Raw genomic sequence first — 18,270 nt, forward strand, 5'->3', positions numbered from 1 at the left:
CACTGAAGTACGACACCGTATTGCGCACTGACGATCCCAATACTAGCCACTACCTGTTTGTGGATAGAGTGCAGATGCCCAAGAACGCGTCTAGCCCGCTGGATAAGATCTTGGAGTGCGATCAGAAGGTCAACCACGCGTGGGAGGACGGCGGCGGGTTTGAGCGTCAAGACTTCTTCTACACTGCCGCATCCGTTTGCGCGCCGGATGGTGAATTCGTTCGGTTGACCAAATGATGCGCGGGCAGCCACGACAATTCTAGCATGCAGCCAGATAGGGGTAGGATCTGTGGTCAGCTACAAGTCCGAACCTGCGCATCGACGTTCGCTCCAGCGGCTTCGCAGGGCGTAGCCGATAAATTGAAGCAAGCAAACTCCGGCGAACCCAGGGTAGTACAACTAGTCTTTGTCGACATCGTGCTCAGGGCCAACTACGGTCCACGCTCAACGAAGGATCCCGCCTTCATTGCGGACGTTGCGGTCAACAAGTCAGGGTCCCCAAAAGCGGGCATGCCTCCACAGCGGCCTCATGTCGCCTGTGCGCCTTCGAAGCGGACATCGAAGCGCAGGAGCAGCGCAAAATGGACGGCGAAGCGGGCTGTCGAGGTCAGTCTGTTCGGGCGAAAACGCCCGGTGTCACGCCGACATGCCGTGTGAATGCGACGCTGAACGCGCTGGCGGAAGCGTAACCGATCCGTGTTGCGATCTCGACCAGCGGCGCCTCCTGCCGAACCAAAAGGTCTTTTGCAAGCGCCATGCGCCAGCCCGTCACGTATTCCATCGGAGGGACGCCCACCTGCCTTCGGAAGCGGTCGAAGAATGCCGACCTCGACATTGCGGCGGTCTCTGCCAGTTCCTCGACGGACACGCCTGTGCTCGGGTCCTGATGAATGCGTCGCAACGCTGGAGCCAGGCGGATGTCGGAAAGCCTCGCAACAATCCGGGAGATGTCTCAGCCCCTCCTGTACTCCGCAGAGCATCGATGAAGAGGACTTCCAGCAACCGGCTCAGGATCATGTCCCGCGCTGCAAGTCTGCCGATCATCTCGGCGTGAATCATCCCGACCAGATCCATGAGCCGCCGCTCGCCTCGAGCATGAACGATGTCCGGCAACAGCGAGCTCAGCAACTGCTTGTCATTCGCCAAGAAGGAACAGTGACCCACCATGGCCGTGACTTCGGCCGGGGCGTCCGGATCGCCGAGGCGGAAGACGCCGGGACCGGTCTCCAGCCGGCGCGGTAACGTGCCCGGCGGAGGCGGTTGAAGGCTGCTCATGGTGAAGGTGTGGATCTGCGGGACAAGAACGAAATCCCCGGATTGGAGGATGATCGGCGGTCTGCCGGCGATCGTGAGCAGGCAGCGTCCTTCGACAATCGCGCAAAAGAACGGACTTCCAAGCTCATGACGCTCGACCAACCAGGCCCCGCCTGCCGTCACCAGCTTGGCAATAGAAGGCACAGGCTTGAGCAGCGAGACGATCTCGGCGAGTGGATCGGACATGTCTGGACTTTTACTCAATAGGTGCGGACGTTCAGATATAGATAATCCTGCTCTCGTCGTCCATCCTGGTGCCACACAAGGAGACCACACATGACGACGAACAATCTGATCGACACCGCGCGCCGTATCCCGACGCCCGACGGAGCCCTCACGATAGCCTACTCGCCGATCCGCCTCGACATCGACGGACGGGCGCCTCTGGAACTGCGTTTGACTGCACCGGCAGAAGGCGATTGCCTCCCCATCGTCATTCTGTCGCATGGATTCGGACCGTCATTCTACGTACCGTCGAAGGACCGCTACGCGCTTTTGGCGCAGTTCTGGGCGGAGCGCGGCTTTGCCGTCATCCAGCCCACCCATGCGAGCTCCCGCGTCGGTGGACTTCCTGAAGACGCCGAAGGAGCGCCCTTCTTCTGGCGCGAGCGCATCGCGGAGATACGCACAGTCATCGACCGGCTGTCAGAGATCGAAGAGCGTGCGCCGGCCGTCTTGGGCCGGCTTGACCATGACCGCCTCGCGGCGGCAGGACATTCTTTCGGTGGCCACACCGTGAGCCTGCTCCTGGGCGCGCAACTCCACGGAGAGACTTTTAGCGATCCACGCATCAAGGCTGGGCTTCTTCTCACCACTCCCGGACGTGGTGGAAAGGATCTGACGGAAGAGAACGCCGCACGCTTTCCGTTCTTCGACCTCGACTTCTCACACCTCACGACGCCGAGCCTGGTCGTTTGCGGGGCAGACGACAATCCTCATTTTACGCCCCGTGGCCCGGATTGGCACGCCGATGCCTACCATGACGCGGTTGGTGCGCATGCACTTCTGACCCTTCACGGAGTAGGCCAAGGCCTTGGCGGCATAGCCGGGCTCGACGCCAAGGAGACCGAGGTCAAGGTGCCGGATGCGCTCGAGGCGACGAAGCGCATGACGCTGGCTTGGTTGAGAACTGCCCTTGGCGATGACGCCAATGCCTGGTCCTCAGCATGTACGGCGTTGAAGGGTCCAGCGAGCAGCCTTGGAACCGTCATCGAGAAGTAAGCGGATAATTGAGACCACGTAATTGGATACGCTTCCGACCAGTATCGGTGTGTCAAAAAGGCGGGAGCTAGACGTTGCTTGCGCTTCGTTAGTTCTCCGCGACGCCGTTCCGTTCGATAGGACCGGCTTACGCGATTTCATTGCGGCTAATGGCAGGACATCAAGTAGGATTGACTTCAATGGGGTCGAACTCGGACAGTAGCGCATGATGCCCGAAGTCGGCTCGTCGCCTGCTACACCCTAACATCGGATAGTCTGCTCCCGGCCCCATACTCGTTACATTGAGCGCGGCTTGCTACCAAACACTACTAAAACGGTGACGCCATCTTCTGGACGACGAGGCCATGTTCTTACCCGCTCAAAAACTCACAGCAAGGATCGGGTTCTTTCTCTCAGAACCGTTTCCCTTGCTCATCAGCGCCCACGACGGGTCGCAGCTCGGTCGGCGACTGCCCGCTCTTTGCCTGCCATGCCTATTTGGGAAGAGGAGCAGGGTAACTGACTGCGGGGCGCTTGACGGCGCAAGTCATTCTGGTTGATCACACTGCAATCGCGCGAATAGAAAGCAGTCCCGCATGCCATATTACCTCGTCACCCAGACATCGCTCATGGAAGGCGCGGATGAAGTCGAGGCAGCTCGGAAAGTCCTCACGAAGTTACAGTCAGATGGCGCCGTAGGATTCACCGTGAAATACGATGAAGAAAATATCCAGCACGTGACGGTCGCCAACGTCCCTGTCTCAGAAGTCGCGCAACCGGCTGCCCGAGAGCCCCGATCATCCCCGGAGCAGATGCAGGAAGACAACATGGTTGAGGCCTCAGCTGTCAATCAGGCTCATACAGGTGTCTCCAAGCCGAGACGACTGTCAGTCAGGAGTGTTACTCTTGGACTGAGCCTGTTCGCAGCCGGCGTAGCAGCGGGGATGGTCATCATGGCTCTAGTCGATCGCACTCCTGGATGAGCCACCGAGATCTCCAAGAGGATATTGGACTAGAGCTGCCTTTCGCTGGCATCATGATCGCAGAGCTACTTGAGCGGATCGATGACTCGGACCGCTCTACGATTGCGACGCGAATCCAGCTAGGCCCCATAACTTGGGGGATGACGACCAACTCTCACCGGGTCGTTGGTTCGAATTGGTTCAAGACCATTGATGCTGCCAGAGTCCGGAATCGGCCCATTAAACCGTTGAAAATATGCATCGCGACACCCACGTGTTACTTATGGACAGGATACAACAGACGGTAGCAATCTTGCTCAGCATACTAGGGTTGACCCTTGGCGCTGTCTGTGGCCTTGAAATCGCGGGAATTTTTGGCTTGCTTATGTTCGCCCTTGTCGGAGCAATTGTTGGCCTGTGTCTGGGCCTTATTGGCTGGCGGATGATTTATCTGCTGGCCTTGTTCCCTTAGCCATATCTGCATTTGTCGGAAAGCAGGCAAAGTTCTCTTACCGCTAAGCGGACGTCGCTGGCACGGGCGACTTCGGTAAGGTTGCCGTAAGGCGGTATAGGAAACCTCCCGCTGCTCCACCCGACGATGCGGCAACTATCATCAGCGCGGGGTGGAGTTCAGTTGCGAGTGTCGGCGCAACCCACATGAACGTCGCGAGTGTGAGAAGACCAGCGACCAACCCGGCTATCGCGAACGTCCTCTTCATTTTTGCGCGACACCGATTCAATAACAGTAGCAATACGGCAGCGTATGGCGAGATCACAAGAAGCAAAGGTATCAGCATCAGGCTTGTAAGCACCCACGCGGCCATAGGAGCGGCCCAACCACCCGGTGCACACACTATCAGGCAACTCACATACGTTCCTACGAAGTGAGCGATAGCTAGGCTACCTGCTGCATCAAGTACCCGGGTCACAAACGACTTTGCAGAAGAGCTATGCTCACCTTCCATTTATTCCCTCTAACCGCCGAAGTACCAGCGTTTGAATGGTCCCGGCAAAACTGCGTTTTTTTTTGCAAAACGTGCCTCAGCTTATTAGACGTCGGCGGTGCAGAATTTCGCCAAGCGCCGTCACACCTTCTGGTTCAAAACAACGGTAACCGCCGTTCTATTCAAAACCCCTCCGGCCACAAGAGGTTGAAGATCGTACCGAAGAATATCGGCACGGTGGCGTAGGAAAAAACTATGAGGGCGATGAAGCCTAAGAAGGGGTGACGCCGCTCCCACCGGCGCAAGACGACCAAGCTCTCTTTGATTTTCATTGGCTTCATCTACTACGGATTGTGATCTCTGGCCACGGCCAGGTCGGAATGTGGAGCAAGCGGAAGAAAGCGAAACGACAAAGCCGCCGTTAGGCTCTGTTCCAGCGGACACTTGTTACTTCTTTCAGGGTATCAATCATCCATATCCCATGAAAGTCTCGCGCTCAGCAGCGCGGCCTTCCCCCGTTTTGTTTTTGATTGGATAGTCTTCTTTCGACACTTACGATATCTCTCTTTGACGCCTTGCCCTCCTCAAGTGTCAGGAGCACGGGAACCTCTCCATTGTTCGGGCAGGCTCGTTTGATAGCGCGTAGAACTGGGCCGTTGATAAACAGATAGCCGTACAAGTTTAGGCAGTTAGGCTCTCCCGTAGTCTATGGGTTCCCCTCGGCATCACAGCGTTCGATGTAATGAAAGTTATTTGCTGCCGATGCGAGCGGACTGAGGGCTGCCGTGGTGCTGAACATCTCCCAGAGAGAGTGTGAAAACAGGGCGACACATCCGATCAGCGCAAAAATCCGATAAAGTCCTCGCGCTACCGTCGGTCCACTATCGTTGTCAAGCAATGTGTCCTCCTTGAACGCGACTGAAAAGTCCAAGGCACTGGCAATACTATACATGGGCGGCCCATACTTCAGCACCTCGACTTAATATGCGTAGCTAAACTCAACCGCAATGAACACAACGGTCACCGTTAAAAACGCGATTGCAGCCGGAAATAGACTGGGAGTCACGGAATACCGACCCCGTGCATACAGGAAGACCGACAACGGGACGAGGAATGTGAGTACGAGCTGACATGATCGAAGGGTGGAGAAGGTTCCTGTGAGGCCGAGAGCTACCCGGAACAAGGCAAGAAGCCAACCAGAGACCAGCAGCACTGCGCAGGTTCCAACTACTGCTGCAAAGATAACGCCATACTTCGCGAAGAGCCGTCGCATTTCCGGTATCAATAGGCCGAATGCCAATATGCTCGTTCCCAAGAAGTGCGCCCACATAGCTCAAACACTACCAATCCATAAACGAGGTAACAAGATGACGATAAGCCGCGTAATCAGCTCGATAAGTGATCTTGGCGCAAAGGTGCCGACTTCCGCTTTTGGCCGCAAAGCGAACCAACTCGCCCCTTCGTATTCGTTTCGGGTGATGGTGTGAACGGGCAAGTGCCGCGTGGTGTCTCGCAACCATGAAATCCACAGTTGCCAAGCGGACCCGCTCCGCACTTCGGGCAACGCTAAATCGTATCTGCATCGAGGTGACGAAGCTCATAGGTCGGATGGAACGGCAGAGGATGCGTGTATTCCATCACATCCAGGCGTATGCGAAGCCGACCTTCGCGGGCTGCCAGGATTGTTCCGAACTCTGGCGTCTTGCCGCCAGTGTATTCGACCCTGCCGCCGCGCTTCGCCGGAACGCCGTACCTTTTCCTGATCCACTCCATGCTCATGGCCGGCCCTCCGTGGTGGCGAGGGCGCGCTTGATCGTGTTCCAGGCAGTTGCCTCGAAATCGATCTCGCTGTCGCTCGGCTTCCCGCCGGTGTAGATCGTCAGATCATTGAGGTGATGCCATCGAGCGAATTCCTTGACGGTCGCCAGCAGCTCGGCACGATCTACATTCTTTTAGGTCGACGGTGTTCGGAAGGGCGCGTCGAGACCCTTGCAACCAGTCTGATGTTTGCGCATATCTGAGCGGCGCGGCATTGAGCTAGCGGAGGAACGATGCTCACTCACTGGGTCAGTTTGATCGGATATCTCACCATTTTCTTGGCTATGGTTGGGATAATCTTCCAGCACCCCCTTGGCCTTGAGGGATATTGGGCTTGGTTTCCTGCAACGTGCCTCTTGCTCGGCATCGTGATGATTTTCGTCGGTGTCATCGCTCGCGGGTTTGAGCGGGTGGAGAAGGCAATCATCGACAAGCGGCTTTGAGGTTTCTGCCGGTGAGAGACCAAATGCCGGTAGGATCATCATGGCCTCCTGCGACACTAGATTCTGGGGCTGTGCGCGCGGCGGCGTTAACTGATCGTTAATCGAAACGGCGCATGAGGTACGTGCTTCAAGTTGTGAGAGACGAGAAGTAGTCGGTAGGCTCGCCTCGTCCATTGATTGCGAGCCTGCCGGGTTATCGTCCGATTTTGCCATGCGAAGAGCAGCTCGATCTCCAGCTGGTCGCCAAGATGCCACATGCACTCCCGCACACCGTCCATGTCGCCCGCGTTGCTGACGTCCCATTCGGATGAGCCCGCCAGCCGGTAGCGATAGGCAACCGGTTCCCCATTCTGCCGTGGCAGTAGCGCAGCGCTCAGAACGCTTCGGGAAAAAGCGCCGCGACTGAAGTCCCCAAAAGCAACGCGAGCAGGATCGCCATAAATCCAATCGTGCCCGTCCTGTCCCCCATGTCGTAGCTGCCAAACATTAGGTTTCGAGTGATCATTCCCGCACACGCAACTACCATTACGAGGACAAGCAAGACTATCTTTTGGCCTATCGTCATTTTGGTCCCCAAGCCGCGAGTTCTTACCATGACTCGGTGATGTTAACGAATGACCTACCAGATTCGTTTCGGGTGGCGGGTTGCGCAGATCGATGGTGCTGTCGCCAAGGTGCAGGTTCAAAAGCAGTGCAATCCGCTCTGCTACTTCCGTCAATTCGTCGTAGCTAAGGGCGTAGGAATAGGCAGTTGTCGCCAGACCTAAGTGGCTGTGGATCGGATTGTTGTCGCCAAATGTGCGGGTAAGCCGGGTGTCATTCACTAGCAGAGGGCTCCAAATTCGACTGGGGAACTGAAATCGTTTGGAAAGGTCAAAGCGGTAACGTCATCGCGTTGTGTCGTTGAACGTCTGCGGAAGGTTCGTAACTTGGGTGAGTTTGTCAGTACGTACATCCGGATCCTCCTCGATGTTTCGCTATACAGCCGATTTTCATTGGTTTCTTATGTGAGCCTCGGAGGGATAATCGGCATTCTAGGGGCTGCGCTCACAGACACCCCGCCGCTCTATTGGGCTGCTGTTGGCATCCTTGTTGCGATTGCAGTCTATGTGCGGATCATACTTTCTCGCCGGAAACGGGACAGGCATTACCGCCCCTGATGAGGTTCGGGCGGTGGGGTCGCCTATCGGCCCGAAGCGGTCACTAAGAAGAATGCTGCCTAATCCACGCATATAGGTGGGACCACATATCTTTCACATTTGCTGGGCTTTCAAAAACGTGTCCTTCGCCCCAGTAACGGACAAATTCGACGGGCTTTCCGAGAGTCCGCAACGCCGTGAACATTTCCTCTGCTTGGGTGATTGAGACATAATCCTGATCTCCGTGGATCAGCATGACGGGTGCCTCTATACTAGCGGCAGAAAACACCGGACTGTTTCGGACATACCGGTCTAGTATTTCCCAGGGCGGCCGAGAAAGCCCGAAAATACGGCTCATAGATGCGAGGCCGTCAGTATCAACGTATTCGCCATGTCTGAATCTGACGTCTGATATGCCGAACTCTGAAATCAGATTGGTAGGGGCTGCGGCAGCAATTGCGCTTTTGAATAAATCTGTTTGTGCGACGAGATGAAGCGCTGCCCATCCCCCAAGACTGTGTCCGGCAACGTGAAGCTGCTGTCGATCGGCAAAACCAGCTGTCACGGCCGCCTCAATCGCTGGGAGTACGGTGCCCAGAAGCTCTTCCGAGAGTTCGCGACCTCCCCTAACCTCGGAGTCGGTTGGCATGTCAGGTATTAGAACGATGAAGCCCTCTGAGGCGAGAGGATGTAGGTTCAAAGGACTTGGATCGTTTCTCGCGTCCAGATGGTGGCGGTAGTTGAACGAAGTTTCGTAGCCGGGATAGACCCAAACTATGGTTGGTCTCACCTCTCCCGGCTGATGATCATGTGGAAGGAGGCACCGCACATGCGCTGTCTGTCCGTCCATTGTTTGGAATGGAAGACGCCGGACGTTGGGAGGAGGCAGCTCAGCGAGATGGGTATCTGTTTCGAAGACAACCTGCCCTCCATCATTGTCGATATGCCATAAGCGTGTACCGTCCGAGCTGCGGGCGAGGTAGATGCCGCTTGATGAGCTTTCTGAACCGGCAACCAAAATGCTTTCCGGTGGGGCTTTGGAGCCTGGGCCGACGCATCGCGGCGGATATTCGATCATTGGTCGATTTGCGAACGACTCTACGGCAGCCGATAGGCCGTCCTGTTCTGTGAAGCTTTCGGCTTTACCCGTCACCGTGTCTATCTCAACGTAAGTAATGAGCGGCGGGCCGATGGCAGGGCTATCGTCCCTTAGCGGACTTGCCGTGGCCTGCTGCCCATCCCAAGCACGTTGCCAGACAGCCGTCATGAACCTAGCTCCCCTTAGATCGATATCCATCCATGTCGGAAGTACACCCTCTGGGAGGAGCTCGCATAAGATCTTCGTTGGTCCATTCCATGCGAAGACCCCACGAGGCGATTCAATGCAGACATTACGATCCGAGAGAAATGTGGCCAACCCGGTGGACACCTCAATCACTGCTGGCCGGACGAAGCTACCGTCAGTTAGGGCTACCGCAACCATGGTGCCGTCAGGCGACCAGCATGGCGACAGCGCCCCGCAGCCGACTGGAAGAGGGATTTCTTGAAGTTTCCGGGTCGCCAGCTCAATGACATAGAGGTCCGCTTCGCTACCGCCTATCGTGGTGGCGAAATGGCGTGTCGCTTCGCCCGTTGGCTTCGGTAATGCGAACACGAGATACCGCCCTGAGGGATCGATATCGACGGGATGGCCGGCGAGCGTTGGAAAATCATGCAGGGAAAGTAGATCGTCTAAGCTAAATCGACCGGACAATGCCAAACCTATGCGTCTTCGCCTACTATGAATTAAACAGAGCATGGCAAGTTTATCAACGGTTGCCGTGACGGAGAGACTACCGCCTGCGGCAATGATCTCACCTTCCTCTCCTCATTTTTGATGTCGTGAGACCTATCAGGTTATCGAGCATAGCAGGGAGTAAGGCGACCACCGGGACTAACGAAAGAAATGTCCATGGCGGCGAAAATCCACCAATCAGGTAGAAAGGAAAGATAGGCGAAAAGAAAGTGGGACTATAATCGCTAATATCTTGGCCCTAAGCCACCATGAGCTCTGTCAGCTACTACTGACCAAGCCCAGATTCGATACTCCCATCCGCCCGTCTCCTCCATTCTATGGAAAATTCAACGCCTCCATTACAATGAACCTGCGTGATCAACGACGCCACCACCGTGCCTGTCTTGTCGATGACCTCCAAAGTGCCAACCCAGATAGGGATGTTCGCCTGATATGAGAAACCTGATGCGCGCGGAGTGAGTTCAGCAAGCGGGGAAGTAAACTCCTTGTTGTTGTTGAAGCGCTTGAAAGCTGCGTCGCTGGCAGTGACTAACTCTGCAATCGGTTTAGTTGCACACTCTTGAGCGTCAGCTTCAAAGCATGCACAGATAACGACAAGTGATCCTAGCGCTAGCGCTCGTCGCATAAAGCTTCCTCTCCATATCACTTAGTTGAAGCTTTCATCACACGTACCTACCGCCCTGTAAATGCGGATGGCGCCTGTGATGCGTAGGGCGCCGTGGCTACTTAGGAGGCATTCGCCGCGAACTTGGTCTGCTATCGCCGCCATCTGGTCGTTCGCAACATGCAGATATCACGCAGCTCTCGTCCGGACGAGACTCGTTACTCTGATCCGGCAGGAAACGGGTGGCGTGAAGCGTCCGTGCGTCTGTATCGCTCGGCCTTCAACAATGGAGGCCAACCAATGGGTTTGCTTGGAAACAAGGTAGCTATCGTCACAGGCGCATCGTCCGGTATCGGCCGCGCCGCAGCGTTGCTGTTTAGCGCCGAAGGTGCGGCGGTTGTGATCAACGGAAGAAACAGTGCGGCGCTCGATCATGTTTTGGGAAGTATTCGTGCTGGGGGAGGACGGGCTGTTGCAGTTGCAGGCGATGTCGGCCTGCCGGAGACGCATGTGAGGCTGGTAGCTGAGGCCTATCAGTCCTTCGGAGGCTTAAACATCGCCTTCAACAACGCGGCGTCCGTCGGTCCTGTTAAGCCCCTGGCCGAGGTCGAGTTGCCGGAATGGCAGGATACAATCTCAACGACCTTGACCTCTGCCTTCCTTGCGAGCCGCGTTCAAATTCCCGCAATGCTTCAGGCGGGAGGCGGCAGCATCATCTTTACATCAAGCTTTGTCGGCACGAGCGTCGGGCTTCCCGGCATGGCGGTTTATGCCGCTGCCAAAGCAGGCTTGATGGGCTTGGTGAAGGGTATCACGGCGGATTACGGCAGCCAGGGCATCAGGGCGAACGCTCTACTCCCAGGCGGGGTGGATACTCCTATGGCTGGTGACGAAAGCCAGAAGGCATGGGCGGCCGGGCTGCATGCAATGAAACGCATCGCGCTACCTGAGGAAATCGCGAATGCTGCCCTCTTCCTCGCCAGTTCCATGTCGAGCTTTGTTACGGGCTCAGCCCTCTACGCGGACGGTGGTAATTCTGCGGTCAAATGATTGTCGACGCCGTAGGATCGCCGCACACGCGGCGCTCCTCTCCATTGGATCGGCCATGTCCCCTGTTGGCGCATTCTTGCCGTCAAGCTCATCGAGCATTTTTCCGAATGGCCAATCGAGCTGGTCAAAGTGCGGTGAAAAACGCTGATTACAATTAGGTATAATCTGCTTCAATTTTCTCAGTGACTTAGCGTATTTAGATTTCCCGTGTCGTTGGTTCGAATCCCATCAAGGCAACGGTAGCCTCTAGTGACCGGAGGTCACCAAATTCTTCTGGTGTTAGCTCCGGTCACGATGCAGCCCTAGACAGAGTGCCCGCCGCTCATCCTTGTGTGATACTTACGAGGCGAGCAGCCCATAATACGCTTGAAGGCGGTGCTAAACGCACTGTCAGAGTCATATCCGACCGCCACCGCGGCTGAGGCAATTGTTCTGTGTGGCTGCCTCAGAGCGTTGGCGGCTAACATCATGCGCCAGCGCGTCAAATATTCCATCGGACTGGCGCCGACGATCGCCTTGAAGCGGAGTGCAAAGACCGTGCGCGACATGCCAGCGATTTTGGCCATTGCCGCGACGCTCCATCGATCAGCTGGTTTAGCATGCAGGGCTGCGATGACCGCTGCGACGGGTGGGTCAGCTAACGCCGAAAGCCATCCAACACGTGCGCCGTCCCGCGCTGTGAGATGCTGGCGCAACGCCTGAATCAGTACCAGGTGGGAGAGGTGCTCAACGAGAAGATCGCTTCCTGCTCTAGGTGTACGCAGCTCCGCCATCATCCGGTTGAGCGCCCAGCGCATTGCCGTCTGATCTGTTTCGTCGTTGATATGGACAACGGGCGGAAGCATGCCCAATAGCAGACTTGAGTCTGGACTGTCGAAACCGAAATGCGCGGCACAGACAAAACAAGTGCCGCCCTTCTCATAGGTGACAACTTCCCCATTGCTCCGGCCGGCGAAGAAAACAGCGGCATCCACGGATGTGAGGCCTTGGTTGCTGCAAATGCGAAACGGACGACCGCTCGGCAGCAAGACGCAATCCCCGGCTTTGAGTCGGAGCGGCGTGGCGCCGTCCTCCAGCGTCAACCAACATGCACCTTCCAGCACCGCATAGCAGTACAGGCCCTCATGTGGTGGAAACCGGATTGAAAGGTCGCCTCCCACATCGGTGGCGCCGGTCTCCAGTCGACGAGGCTTCAGTATGGTCAGGATGTCGGACAATGGATCCATGTTTCGAACGATCTCGAAGATTTCTAGTCTGAACGAGCATAGATGGTTCGCAAAGGGAGGGGTAGTCTTCGGAAGATGTAAAAACAAAGGAAATCTCATGCCTACGTCTCTCGTTGTGTGGTTGAGATGCTGCATCTTGGGAATGCTATGAAGATGGTGCATGTATCTAGATCGCGCCTGGGCCTGCTCGTCTGGGCGTCCACGGCAACGATCTCAACCGTGGTGGCGCTGGTTTCCTATCGCTATCTTGTGGGCCAGGGGCCGGTCCCCCCAAATATCGCTGCCAACCGGCATTTTGATCCCTGGATCGCGGTGCACGCGGCCGGTGCTGCTACAGCACTGCTTCTCGGACCGTGGCAATTTCGGCCGCGATTAAGAGTACGGTGGCCGTTTCTTCACAAGTGTATCGGTCGCATTTACGCACTTGGTTGCGCGAGCGGTGGCCTAGCGGCGCTGGTGCTGGCGACTGGTCTGTCCTCGGGTCCAGTGGCCGGGGCGGGTTTCGCTGCCCTCGGCTTGGCGTGGCTTATAACGACGGGTCTTGCAGTACGCGAGGTTCTTGCCGGCCGTATTGCATCGCACCGGCGCTGGATGATCCGGTCCTTTGCGCTCACGCTCTCAGCAGTGACACTTCGTATCTACCTGCCGCTCTCGGACGTCTTCAACGTCGAATTTCTAACAGCCTACCGCACTATCGCATGGGCTTGCTGGCTACCGAACCTTCTGCTCGCCGAGCTCTTTCTCTGGCGTCGTCCGACAAGCGTTCTGTTCGCTCACCCCGTGACAACTTCCAAGGAGTAACTAGATGCGTATCTTTATGACAGGGGCAACCGGCTTTGTCGGCCCTGCGCTCATTGAGCATCTGTCGACAAAAGGCCACGAGATCGTCGGATTGGCCCGTTCAAAGACATCAGACCGTCGCTTGCGGTCTCTAGGCGCCCGTCCGCTTGCAGGGAGCATCGTCGATCTTGATATTCTCCGTAGAGGAGCTGCCGAGGCCGATGCGGTCGTCCATCTCGCCTACAGCTTTTCGCCGGGCGACCTACCGCGCCGGCGCTTGTTTGGCGCTCTCCTCGGGGGATGGCCCGGCAACACCGTCGCGAGAATGATGCTGGCTATAACGGCCACGAATGACGCAGCAATAGATGCGTTGGCTTCGGCGTTGACTGGATCCGGACGCCCGATGGTGACGGCGTTCGCTACGATGGGCGTGGCCGGCCCTCCAGGCGCGCGCGCCGAACGCCTTGCTGTGGAAACCGACTTACCCGATCCCCGCTCGCCCGGTCACGTTCGTGCTGTCAGCGAGGCCTTGGTAAGGCAATGGGCTCAGCGTGGCGTGCGGGCATCCGTGGTTCGGCTCGCGCCGTCAGTGCACGGTCGGGGCGACAGGGGTTTGATTCCGCAACTCGCGACGGCTGCCCGCAAGAATGGTGAAGTGCTCTATGTCGGAGACGGCTCAAATCGATGGAGTGGGGTACATATCGGCGATGCCGTCTCTCTCTTCGAGCTAGCGCTTGAAAAGGGACGGGCGGGGGGTGTTTACCATGGCGCCGCAGAAGAGGGGGTCACATACAAGCAGATTGCTGAGATCATGGCCAAGGATCTCGGTCTTCCAGTCCGATCCGCAACATCGCTTCAAGCCAAGCGCCAGTTCGGCTTCCTGGCGCCCTTTGTGGGAGTCGATAACCCTGTCGACAGCCAGCGGACACAGCAAGAACTCGGCTGGCGGCCGGTTGGCCCCGCATTGATCGACGATCTCGAAGGATTGGATTATTTCGGCACAGCATAAACCGTTCAGTAGCGACTAGCGCTAAGAAGGAAGAGCCGGGCAAAAACGCCGCCCGGCTCCATTGCTCCCACGAGGACGATCAGAAACTCAGGATGATCTTGCCACGCGCCCTGCCAGATGCCTGGCGATCGAAAGCTTCTGCGAACGAGGTGATGGGGAATTGACCGTCGATCAGGACTGAATGTCCTTTCGCGCCCATGGCCTTAACCAGATCCGAGAGCCGTCTTGCGTTCGATGTATGGAACACGAACGCACCTTCGGCTTTGTGGGCGGTTGCCAGTGCCTGATCGGGCGGAGATACGGTTGAAAGCAGCTTGCCACCACTGCGCAAAACGTCGAAGGACCGCTGCTGTGTCTCCCCGCCGATCGTGTCCAGCACGACATCGATGTCGGAAACCTTGAGCGTAAAATCCTCGGATCGATAGTCGATGACCTGATCGGCACCCAGTTCCCGGGCAATTTCCACGCCATTCCCTGAAGTGGTGGCAATGACTCGGGCGCCAAATCCTCTGGCAAACTGGATGGCGAAACTACCGACTCCCCCGGTACCTGCATGCACCAGTACGGTCTGGCCGGCCTGAAGATCTGCCATCTCTACAAGTGCCTGCCAGGCTGTTCCTGCAGCCGTCGGCAATCCGGCTGCGCTGTTGAAGTCCAGCTCTTCAGGAACAAGCGCCAGTTGATCTTCAGGAACGATGGCGTAGTCCGCTAAAGCGCCACCCTTCGTCGGATCGAGCCGCGCCATGACCCGATCGCCCGTCCGCCACCGCGAGGTCAGTGAACCCGTTTTCTCGATCGTGCCCGCGAGATCCGTGCCCATGGCAGACGGGAAGCTGAGCGGGAAGTAGGCATGCACCTGACCGCGTTGCAGCTTGATGTCGAGTGGGTTTAAGGCTGCGGCTGCGATGCGGACGAGCACCTCTCCGTCTTTCGGCGCAGGGATAGCGGCGTCCTGCAGAACAGGTATTTGTTCATAGTCTGAGAGAATGATCTGTTGCATTGTCAGCTCCTAGTTCTTGACCGGCCAGGCACCCATCTGGGCAAACCAGCCCATCCAGTCTTCCATGTGCCAGGTGTGGGTAATCCGGCCGTTCTCGAATGCATGGAACTCATGGATCGGAAGCGAGAATTCGCGGCCGGTCGGGGCAACCCCGAACCAGTCTGCAAGGTGGCGTCCGGTTATCACGGCGCGGACCGCAGCCCTGTCTGGCCCACCGATCACATCGACGATCTCGATCTTGAGGTCAGCGAACGCTTGGGAGAATGCGGCGATCATGGGCTTGAAGCCATCGCGGCCGGCTGCCTGGCCAGGAGCAAGCGGGATGTCTTGCCAATCGAGAACGACGCTTTCGTCGAGAAGAGAAGGGTTTCCTTCGAACGCCTTATAGAAGGTGCGAAGCGTCTGTAGATCTGCGGTACTTATCCCGCTGTATGGTGGTTGTTCGTTGCTCATATCAATCTTTCTATGTGGACGATGAGCAACGTACGTCACGCGAATTCATCGTTGAAATCGATATTAGGTATGCTGTAACATCCACCGCATGGATTTACATGGTATCGATCTGAACCTCCTTGTGGCCTTCGACGCTCTTATGGCCGAGCGGAGCGTGACGCGTGCAGGAGTAAGGATCGGGCGCACACAGCCGGCGATGAGTGCAGCACTTTCCCGTCTTCGTGCTCTCTTGCAGGACGAGTTGTTTATTCGTGGCCCAGACGGGTTGCAGCCGACGCCGCGCGCGCTCGATCTCGCCGAACCGCTTGGCCATGCGCTGGCAGAAATCCAGCGGACCCTGGAGTTCACGCAGGTTTTCGACCCCTCGAAGTCAACTGTTACACTCTCGATCGGCTTGTCAGAACACGCGGCGTTTGTTGTCCTACCAAAACTGCTTGCTGTCCTGCGAACTCAGGCGCCGGGTATCGTTCTACGGATCCGCAACTTCGACCACCGCGACGCGGTCCTTTCGCTTCTGGATTCAGGGGAGGCAGATCTGACCGTCGGTGTTCCGCACACGCCAGCCGGTCGCATCCGGAGCGAACGTCTATTCGAGGAAAATTTCGTCTGCGTCCTCCGCAAAGACCATCCGCAAGCAGACGCAGAGCTAACGCTCGACTCTTTTCTCCAGATGTCGCATCTTCTGGTTTCTCCGGAAAACGAGCGTTTCGGGATGGTCGATGCCGCGCTCGGGAAGCTGGGACTGCGGCGGCGCCTTTCGCTGACGCTCCCGCAAATGTACGCCGCGCCGCCGCTCGTCGCGTCATCCGACCTGATAGCGACGCTAATGAACGGCGTCGTTGAAGCATCCGGGTATCGCGAACAGCTTCACGTTCTGAAGCCGCCATTGGAACTTGGCACGGCGAAGTTCGACATGGCATGGCATAGGCGCAACGACGTTCACCCCGCGCAGCGCTGGCTGCGTGAGGTGATCGGGTCACTCTTTGAAAAGGCCGCCTCCTAGACTGGCCACTGCCAGAAAGGTTAGACGGCGTGCGCGGGTGTAGCTCGCCTCAATCCTGGTCGCGCAGCTGGCGCGCCGCGCGCGCCCAGTCTTCGACGTGATATGTCCGGGCTACTCTGCCATCTTGAACTTCGTGGACATCGATGGTCATGATCCGGAAGGCGTGACCGGACTGGGCGACACCGAGAAACTCGCCGACAGGTGTGCCTTGAGCTTCGCTGCGAACAACAACCCTGTTCCCCATCGTGACAACATCCCGGATCTTGAACCTGAAATCCGGTACCTTGGCGATCCGGGCGCTCCATCTCGCGATCGTCGCTTCGCGGTCATCGCAGGCATTGGTAGAACCGCAATTCTGCCAATCCTTTGTCGTTCCGCTTTCAAGATGAACGCGCACATCCGCGGGTGACGCCGCGGTGAGTGCGTTATAGACAGGCCGCACGACCTCGATCGCCAGGTCGACGGATAAACTGTCCTGTGTAGCAGGAGATGGCGCTGCCAACGCGATGACCAAGCCGGCGGTTTGGAGGATGTCGCTCATGGGTATGTTCCTTTGGCAAAGGTAGGATCTGCTTGCGGTTGCGTGTTCGAGAGCACTTCCGAGCGTTTGGCGATGGTCAGGCTATGGACGCTCGGGCTTCATGAGGTCGGCTATCCCAAGTCCTTCGAAAAACGAGAGCTGCCTGGCGCCGATCAAGGCTTCGATCTCGTCCGTCCCTTTGCCTTGTGGGTCGATCGAAATCCTGAACGGTTTCTCTCCGAACGGAAGATCGAGAACACCCTTCACCGCTTTGCCAACGGATTCGACAGTCAGACCTAGGCCTTTTTCGGCATCCAGCACCTCAAGCGCTGTGCCGAGGCCGCCAAGACGATCCGGAAGCTCACCGTATTGGCTGACGACGGCAAGGCTCTCCGGTCCATGTGCGTCCGCGAAATGTTCCGTTCCTGACGTGAACGCGCCGGGCACAACGATGACACTCTCGATGCCAAAAGGTGCGGCTTCGAAGCGCATCGCTTCAGCCAGAGCCTCGCCCGCCGCCTTGCTGGCGATATAGGGTCCGATGAAGGGCTCATGGATGCGCGAGGTCGTGCTGCCGACATAGACAAGGATGCCTTCCTTCTGCCGGCGCATGATCGGCAGCGCTGCCCGGTTCACCCGAAGCCAGGAGATCGCGTTGGTGTCTAAAATCCTTGCCATTTGCGCGGGCGTAAAGGCTTCGGCAATGCCGACCATCAGCATGCCCGCATTGTTGACGACCACGTCGAGACGGCCGGTCTCCAGCAGGACCTGATCGAACGCTGCTCTTATGCTCTCCTCCGAGAGGACGTCGAGCTCAAGCGCGCGCAGGTCGACCTGCTTCTCCGCCGCGAAAAGCGACATCTGCTCGACACGTTCCTGGTTTCGCTCCTTTAGAGATCGCATCGAAGCGTAGACAATGTGGCCCGCGATGGCGAGCGTCTCGGCGATGGCGCGACCGATACCGGATCCGGCACCTGTGACGACAATGACTTTCTGAGACATAAGATTTCT

The 18,270-nt window shown here is 57.3% G+C and carries 15 protein-coding genes and 2 pseudogenes; 8 read left to right on the top strand and 9 right to left on the bottom strand.

The genetic code is table 11. The features are described 5' to 3' along the window. A pseudogene (locus IFT59_RS23025) lies at positions 1 to 236 on the top strand (TadE/TadG family type IV pilus assembly protein); the annotation flags it as partial. A gap of 370 nt (positions 237 to 606) precedes the next feature. On the opposite strand, the pseudogene IFT59_RS20460 reads toward IFT59_RS23025, so the two are convergent. Continuing rightward, positions 607 to 1,499 (bottom strand): annotated as a pseudogene (locus IFT59_RS20460) (AraC family transcriptional regulator). A gap of 90 nt (positions 1,500 to 1,589) precedes the next feature. On the opposite strand from IFT59_RS20460, the gene IFT59_RS20465 reads away from it, so the two are divergent. Both IFT59_RS20465 and IFT59_RS20470 read left to right on the top strand, forming a co-directional pair. Next, complete coding sequence (locus tag IFT59_RS20465; RefSeq protein WP_192088113.1) at positions 1,590 to 2,534, top strand: alpha/beta hydrolase family protein; 945 nt, start codon at positions 1,590 to 1,592, stop codon at positions 2,532 to 2,534. Between the two features lie 575 nt (positions 2,535 to 3,109). Continuing rightward, positions 3,110 to 3,496, top strand: a complete 387-nt coding sequence (locus IFT59_RS20470) for a hypothetical protein (RefSeq protein WP_192088114.1) — start codon at positions 3,110 to 3,112, stop codon at positions 3,494 to 3,496. A 2,489-nt stretch (positions 3,497 to 5,985) separates the two neighbouring features. On the opposite strand, the gene IFT59_RS20475 is transcribed toward IFT59_RS20470, so the two are convergent. Continuing rightward, the gene (locus tag IFT59_RS20475) at positions 5,986 to 6,198 is read right to left on the bottom strand and encodes a hypothetical protein (protein ID WP_192088115.1); all 213 of its coding nucleotides are present in this window, start codon (positions 6,196 to 6,198) and stop codon (positions 5,986 to 5,988) included. 272 nt (positions 6,199 to 6,470) lie between these two features. Between IFT59_RS20475 and IFT59_RS20480 the strand changes: the two genes are divergently transcribed. Further along, positions 6,471 to 6,680: a hypothetical protein gene (locus tag IFT59_RS20480; RefSeq protein WP_192088116.1), complete on the top strand. Its 210-nt coding sequence runs from the start codon at positions 6,471 to 6,473 to the stop codon at positions 6,678 to 6,680. An 86-nt stretch (positions 6,681 to 6,766) separates the two neighbouring features. On the opposite strand, the gene IFT59_RS20485 is transcribed toward IFT59_RS20480, so the two are convergent. Together IFT59_RS20485 and IFT59_RS20490 are read right to left on the bottom strand one after the other, a co-directional pair. Next, positions 6,767 to 7,504: a hypothetical protein gene (locus tag IFT59_RS20485; RefSeq protein ID WP_192088117.1), complete on the bottom strand. Its 738-nt coding sequence runs from the start codon at positions 7,502 to 7,504 to the stop codon at positions 6,767 to 6,769. Positions 7,505 to 7,883: 379 nt separating this feature from the next. Continuing rightward, positions 7,884 to 9,578, bottom strand: a complete 1,695-nt coding sequence (locus IFT59_RS20490; protein ID WP_192088118.1) for a S9 family peptidase — start codon at positions 9,576 to 9,578, stop codon at positions 7,884 to 7,886. Between the two features lie 940 nt (positions 9,579 to 10,518). Between IFT59_RS20490 and IFT59_RS20495 the strand changes: the two genes are divergently transcribed. After that, positions 10,519 to 11,268 (top strand): SDR family oxidoreductase, encoded by a 750-nt coding sequence (locus tag IFT59_RS20495; RefSeq protein WP_192088119.1) that lies wholly within the window; start codon positions 10,519 to 10,521, stop codon positions 11,266 to 11,268. 302 nt (positions 11,269 to 11,570) lie between these two features. On the opposite strand, the gene IFT59_RS20500 is transcribed toward IFT59_RS20495, so the two are convergent. After that, positions 11,571 to 12,494 carry an AraC family transcriptional regulator gene (locus IFT59_RS20500; protein ID WP_062463505.1) on the bottom strand — a complete coding sequence of 308 codons (924 nt, stop codon included), beginning with the start codon at positions 12,492 to 12,494 and terminating at the stop codon, positions 11,571 to 11,573. Positions 12,495 to 12,641: 147 nt separating this feature from the next. Here IFT59_RS20500 and IFT59_RS20505 point away from each other — a divergent pair, with 147 nt between their 5' ends. Both IFT59_RS20505 and IFT59_RS20510 read left to right on the top strand, forming a co-directional pair. Next, the gene (locus IFT59_RS20505) at positions 12,642 to 13,295 is read left to right on the top strand and encodes a DUF2306 domain-containing protein (RefSeq protein WP_249407679.1); all 654 of its coding nucleotides are present in this window, start codon (positions 12,642 to 12,644) and stop codon (positions 13,293 to 13,295) included. Positions 13,296 to 13,299: 4 nt separating this feature from the next. Next, complete coding sequence (locus IFT59_RS20510; protein WP_192088120.1) at positions 13,300 to 14,283, top strand: SDR family oxidoreductase; 984 nt, start codon at positions 13,300 to 13,302, stop codon at positions 14,281 to 14,283. A gap of 79 nt (positions 14,284 to 14,362) precedes the next feature. Here IFT59_RS20510 and IFT59_RS20515 read toward each other — a convergent pair whose 3' ends face one another. Together IFT59_RS20515 and IFT59_RS20520 are read right to left on the bottom strand one after the other, a co-directional pair. Next, entirely contained in the window at positions 14,363 to 15,283 is a 921-nt protein-coding gene (locus IFT59_RS20515; RefSeq protein WP_192088121.1) for an NADP-dependent oxidoreductase, read from the bottom strand. A gap of 9 nt (positions 15,284 to 15,292) precedes the next feature. Continuing rightward, positions 15,293 to 15,736, bottom strand: a complete 444-nt coding sequence (locus IFT59_RS20520; RefSeq protein ID WP_192088122.1) for an ester cyclase — start codon at positions 15,734 to 15,736, stop codon at positions 15,293 to 15,295. A gap of 88 nt (positions 15,737 to 15,824) precedes the next feature. Between IFT59_RS20520 and IFT59_RS20525 the strand changes: the two genes are divergently transcribed. Further along, on the top strand, positions 15,825 to 16,739 hold the full coding sequence (locus IFT59_RS20525) for a LysR family transcriptional regulator (protein WP_192088123.1): 915 nt from the start codon (positions 15,825 to 15,827) through the stop codon (positions 16,737 to 16,739). A 49-nt stretch (positions 16,740 to 16,788) separates the two neighbouring features. On the opposite strand, the gene IFT59_RS20530 is transcribed toward IFT59_RS20525, so the two are convergent. After that, the gene (locus IFT59_RS20530) at positions 16,789 to 17,280 is read right to left on the bottom strand and encodes an ester cyclase (RefSeq protein WP_192088124.1); all 492 of its coding nucleotides are present in this window, start codon (positions 17,278 to 17,280) and stop codon (positions 16,789 to 16,791) included. An 81-nt stretch (positions 17,281 to 17,361) separates the two neighbouring features. Continuing rightward, positions 17,362 to 18,261, bottom strand: coding sequence for an SDR family oxidoreductase (locus IFT59_RS20535; protein WP_062463403.1), 900 nt, complete (start codon positions 18,259 to 18,261; stop codon positions 17,362 to 17,364). Positions 18,262 to 18,270 lie beyond the last annotated feature (9 nt).

Source organism: Rhizobium sp. CFBP 8752, assembly GCF_014842035.1.
In the GTDB taxonomy this organism is placed as follows: Bacteria; Pseudomonadota; Alphaproteobacteria; order Rhizobiales; family Rhizobiaceae; genus Neorhizobium; species Neorhizobium soli.

Excerpts from the sequence above, each read along its gene's own strand:
- IFT59_RS20465 (WP_192088113.1), top strand. The coding sequence starts at position 1,590 with ATGACGACGAACAATCTGATCGACACCGCGCGCCGTATCCCGACGCCC.
- IFT59_RS20470 (WP_192088114.1), top strand. The coding sequence starts at position 3,110 with ATGCCATATTACCTCGTCACCCAGACATCGCTCATGGAAGGCGCGGAT.
- IFT59_RS20475 (WP_192088115.1), bottom strand. The coding sequence starts at position 6,198 with ATGAGCATGGAGTGGATCAGGAAAAGGTACGGCGTTCCGGCGAAGCGC.
- IFT59_RS20480 (WP_192088116.1), top strand. The coding sequence starts at position 6,471 with ATGCTCACTCACTGGGTCAGTTTGATCGGATATCTCACCATTTTCTTG.
- IFT59_RS20495 (WP_192088119.1), top strand. The coding sequence starts at position 10,519 with ATGGGTTTGCTTGGAAACAAGGTAGCTATCGTCACAGGCGCATCGTCC.
- IFT59_RS20500 (WP_062463505.1), bottom strand. The coding sequence starts at position 12,494 with ATGGATCCATTGTCCGACATCCTGACCATACTGAAGCCTCGTCGACTG.
- IFT59_RS20505 (WP_249407679.1), top strand. The coding sequence starts at position 12,642 with ATGAAGATGGTGCATGTATCTAGATCGCGCCTGGGCCTGCTCGTCTGG.
- IFT59_RS20510 (WP_192088120.1), top strand. The coding sequence starts at position 13,300 with ATGCGTATCTTTATGACAGGGGCAACCGGCTTTGTCGGCCCTGCGCTC.
- IFT59_RS20515 (WP_192088121.1), bottom strand. The coding sequence starts at position 15,283 with ATGCAACAGATCATTCTCTCAGACTATGAACAAATACCTGTTCTGCAG.
- IFT59_RS20520 (WP_192088122.1), bottom strand. The coding sequence starts at position 15,736 with ATGAGCAACGAACAACCACCATACAGCGGGATAAGTACCGCAGATCTA.
- IFT59_RS20525 (WP_192088123.1), top strand. The coding sequence starts at position 15,825 with ATGGATTTACATGGTATCGATCTGAACCTCCTTGTGGCCTTCGACGCT.
- IFT59_RS20530 (WP_192088124.1), bottom strand. The coding sequence starts at position 17,280 with ATGAGCGACATCCTCCAAACCGCCGGCTTGGTCATCGCGTTGGCAGCG.
- IFT59_RS20535 (WP_062463403.1), bottom strand. The coding sequence starts at position 18,261 with ATGTCTCAGAAAGTCATTGTCGTCACAGGTGCCGGATCCGGTATCGGT.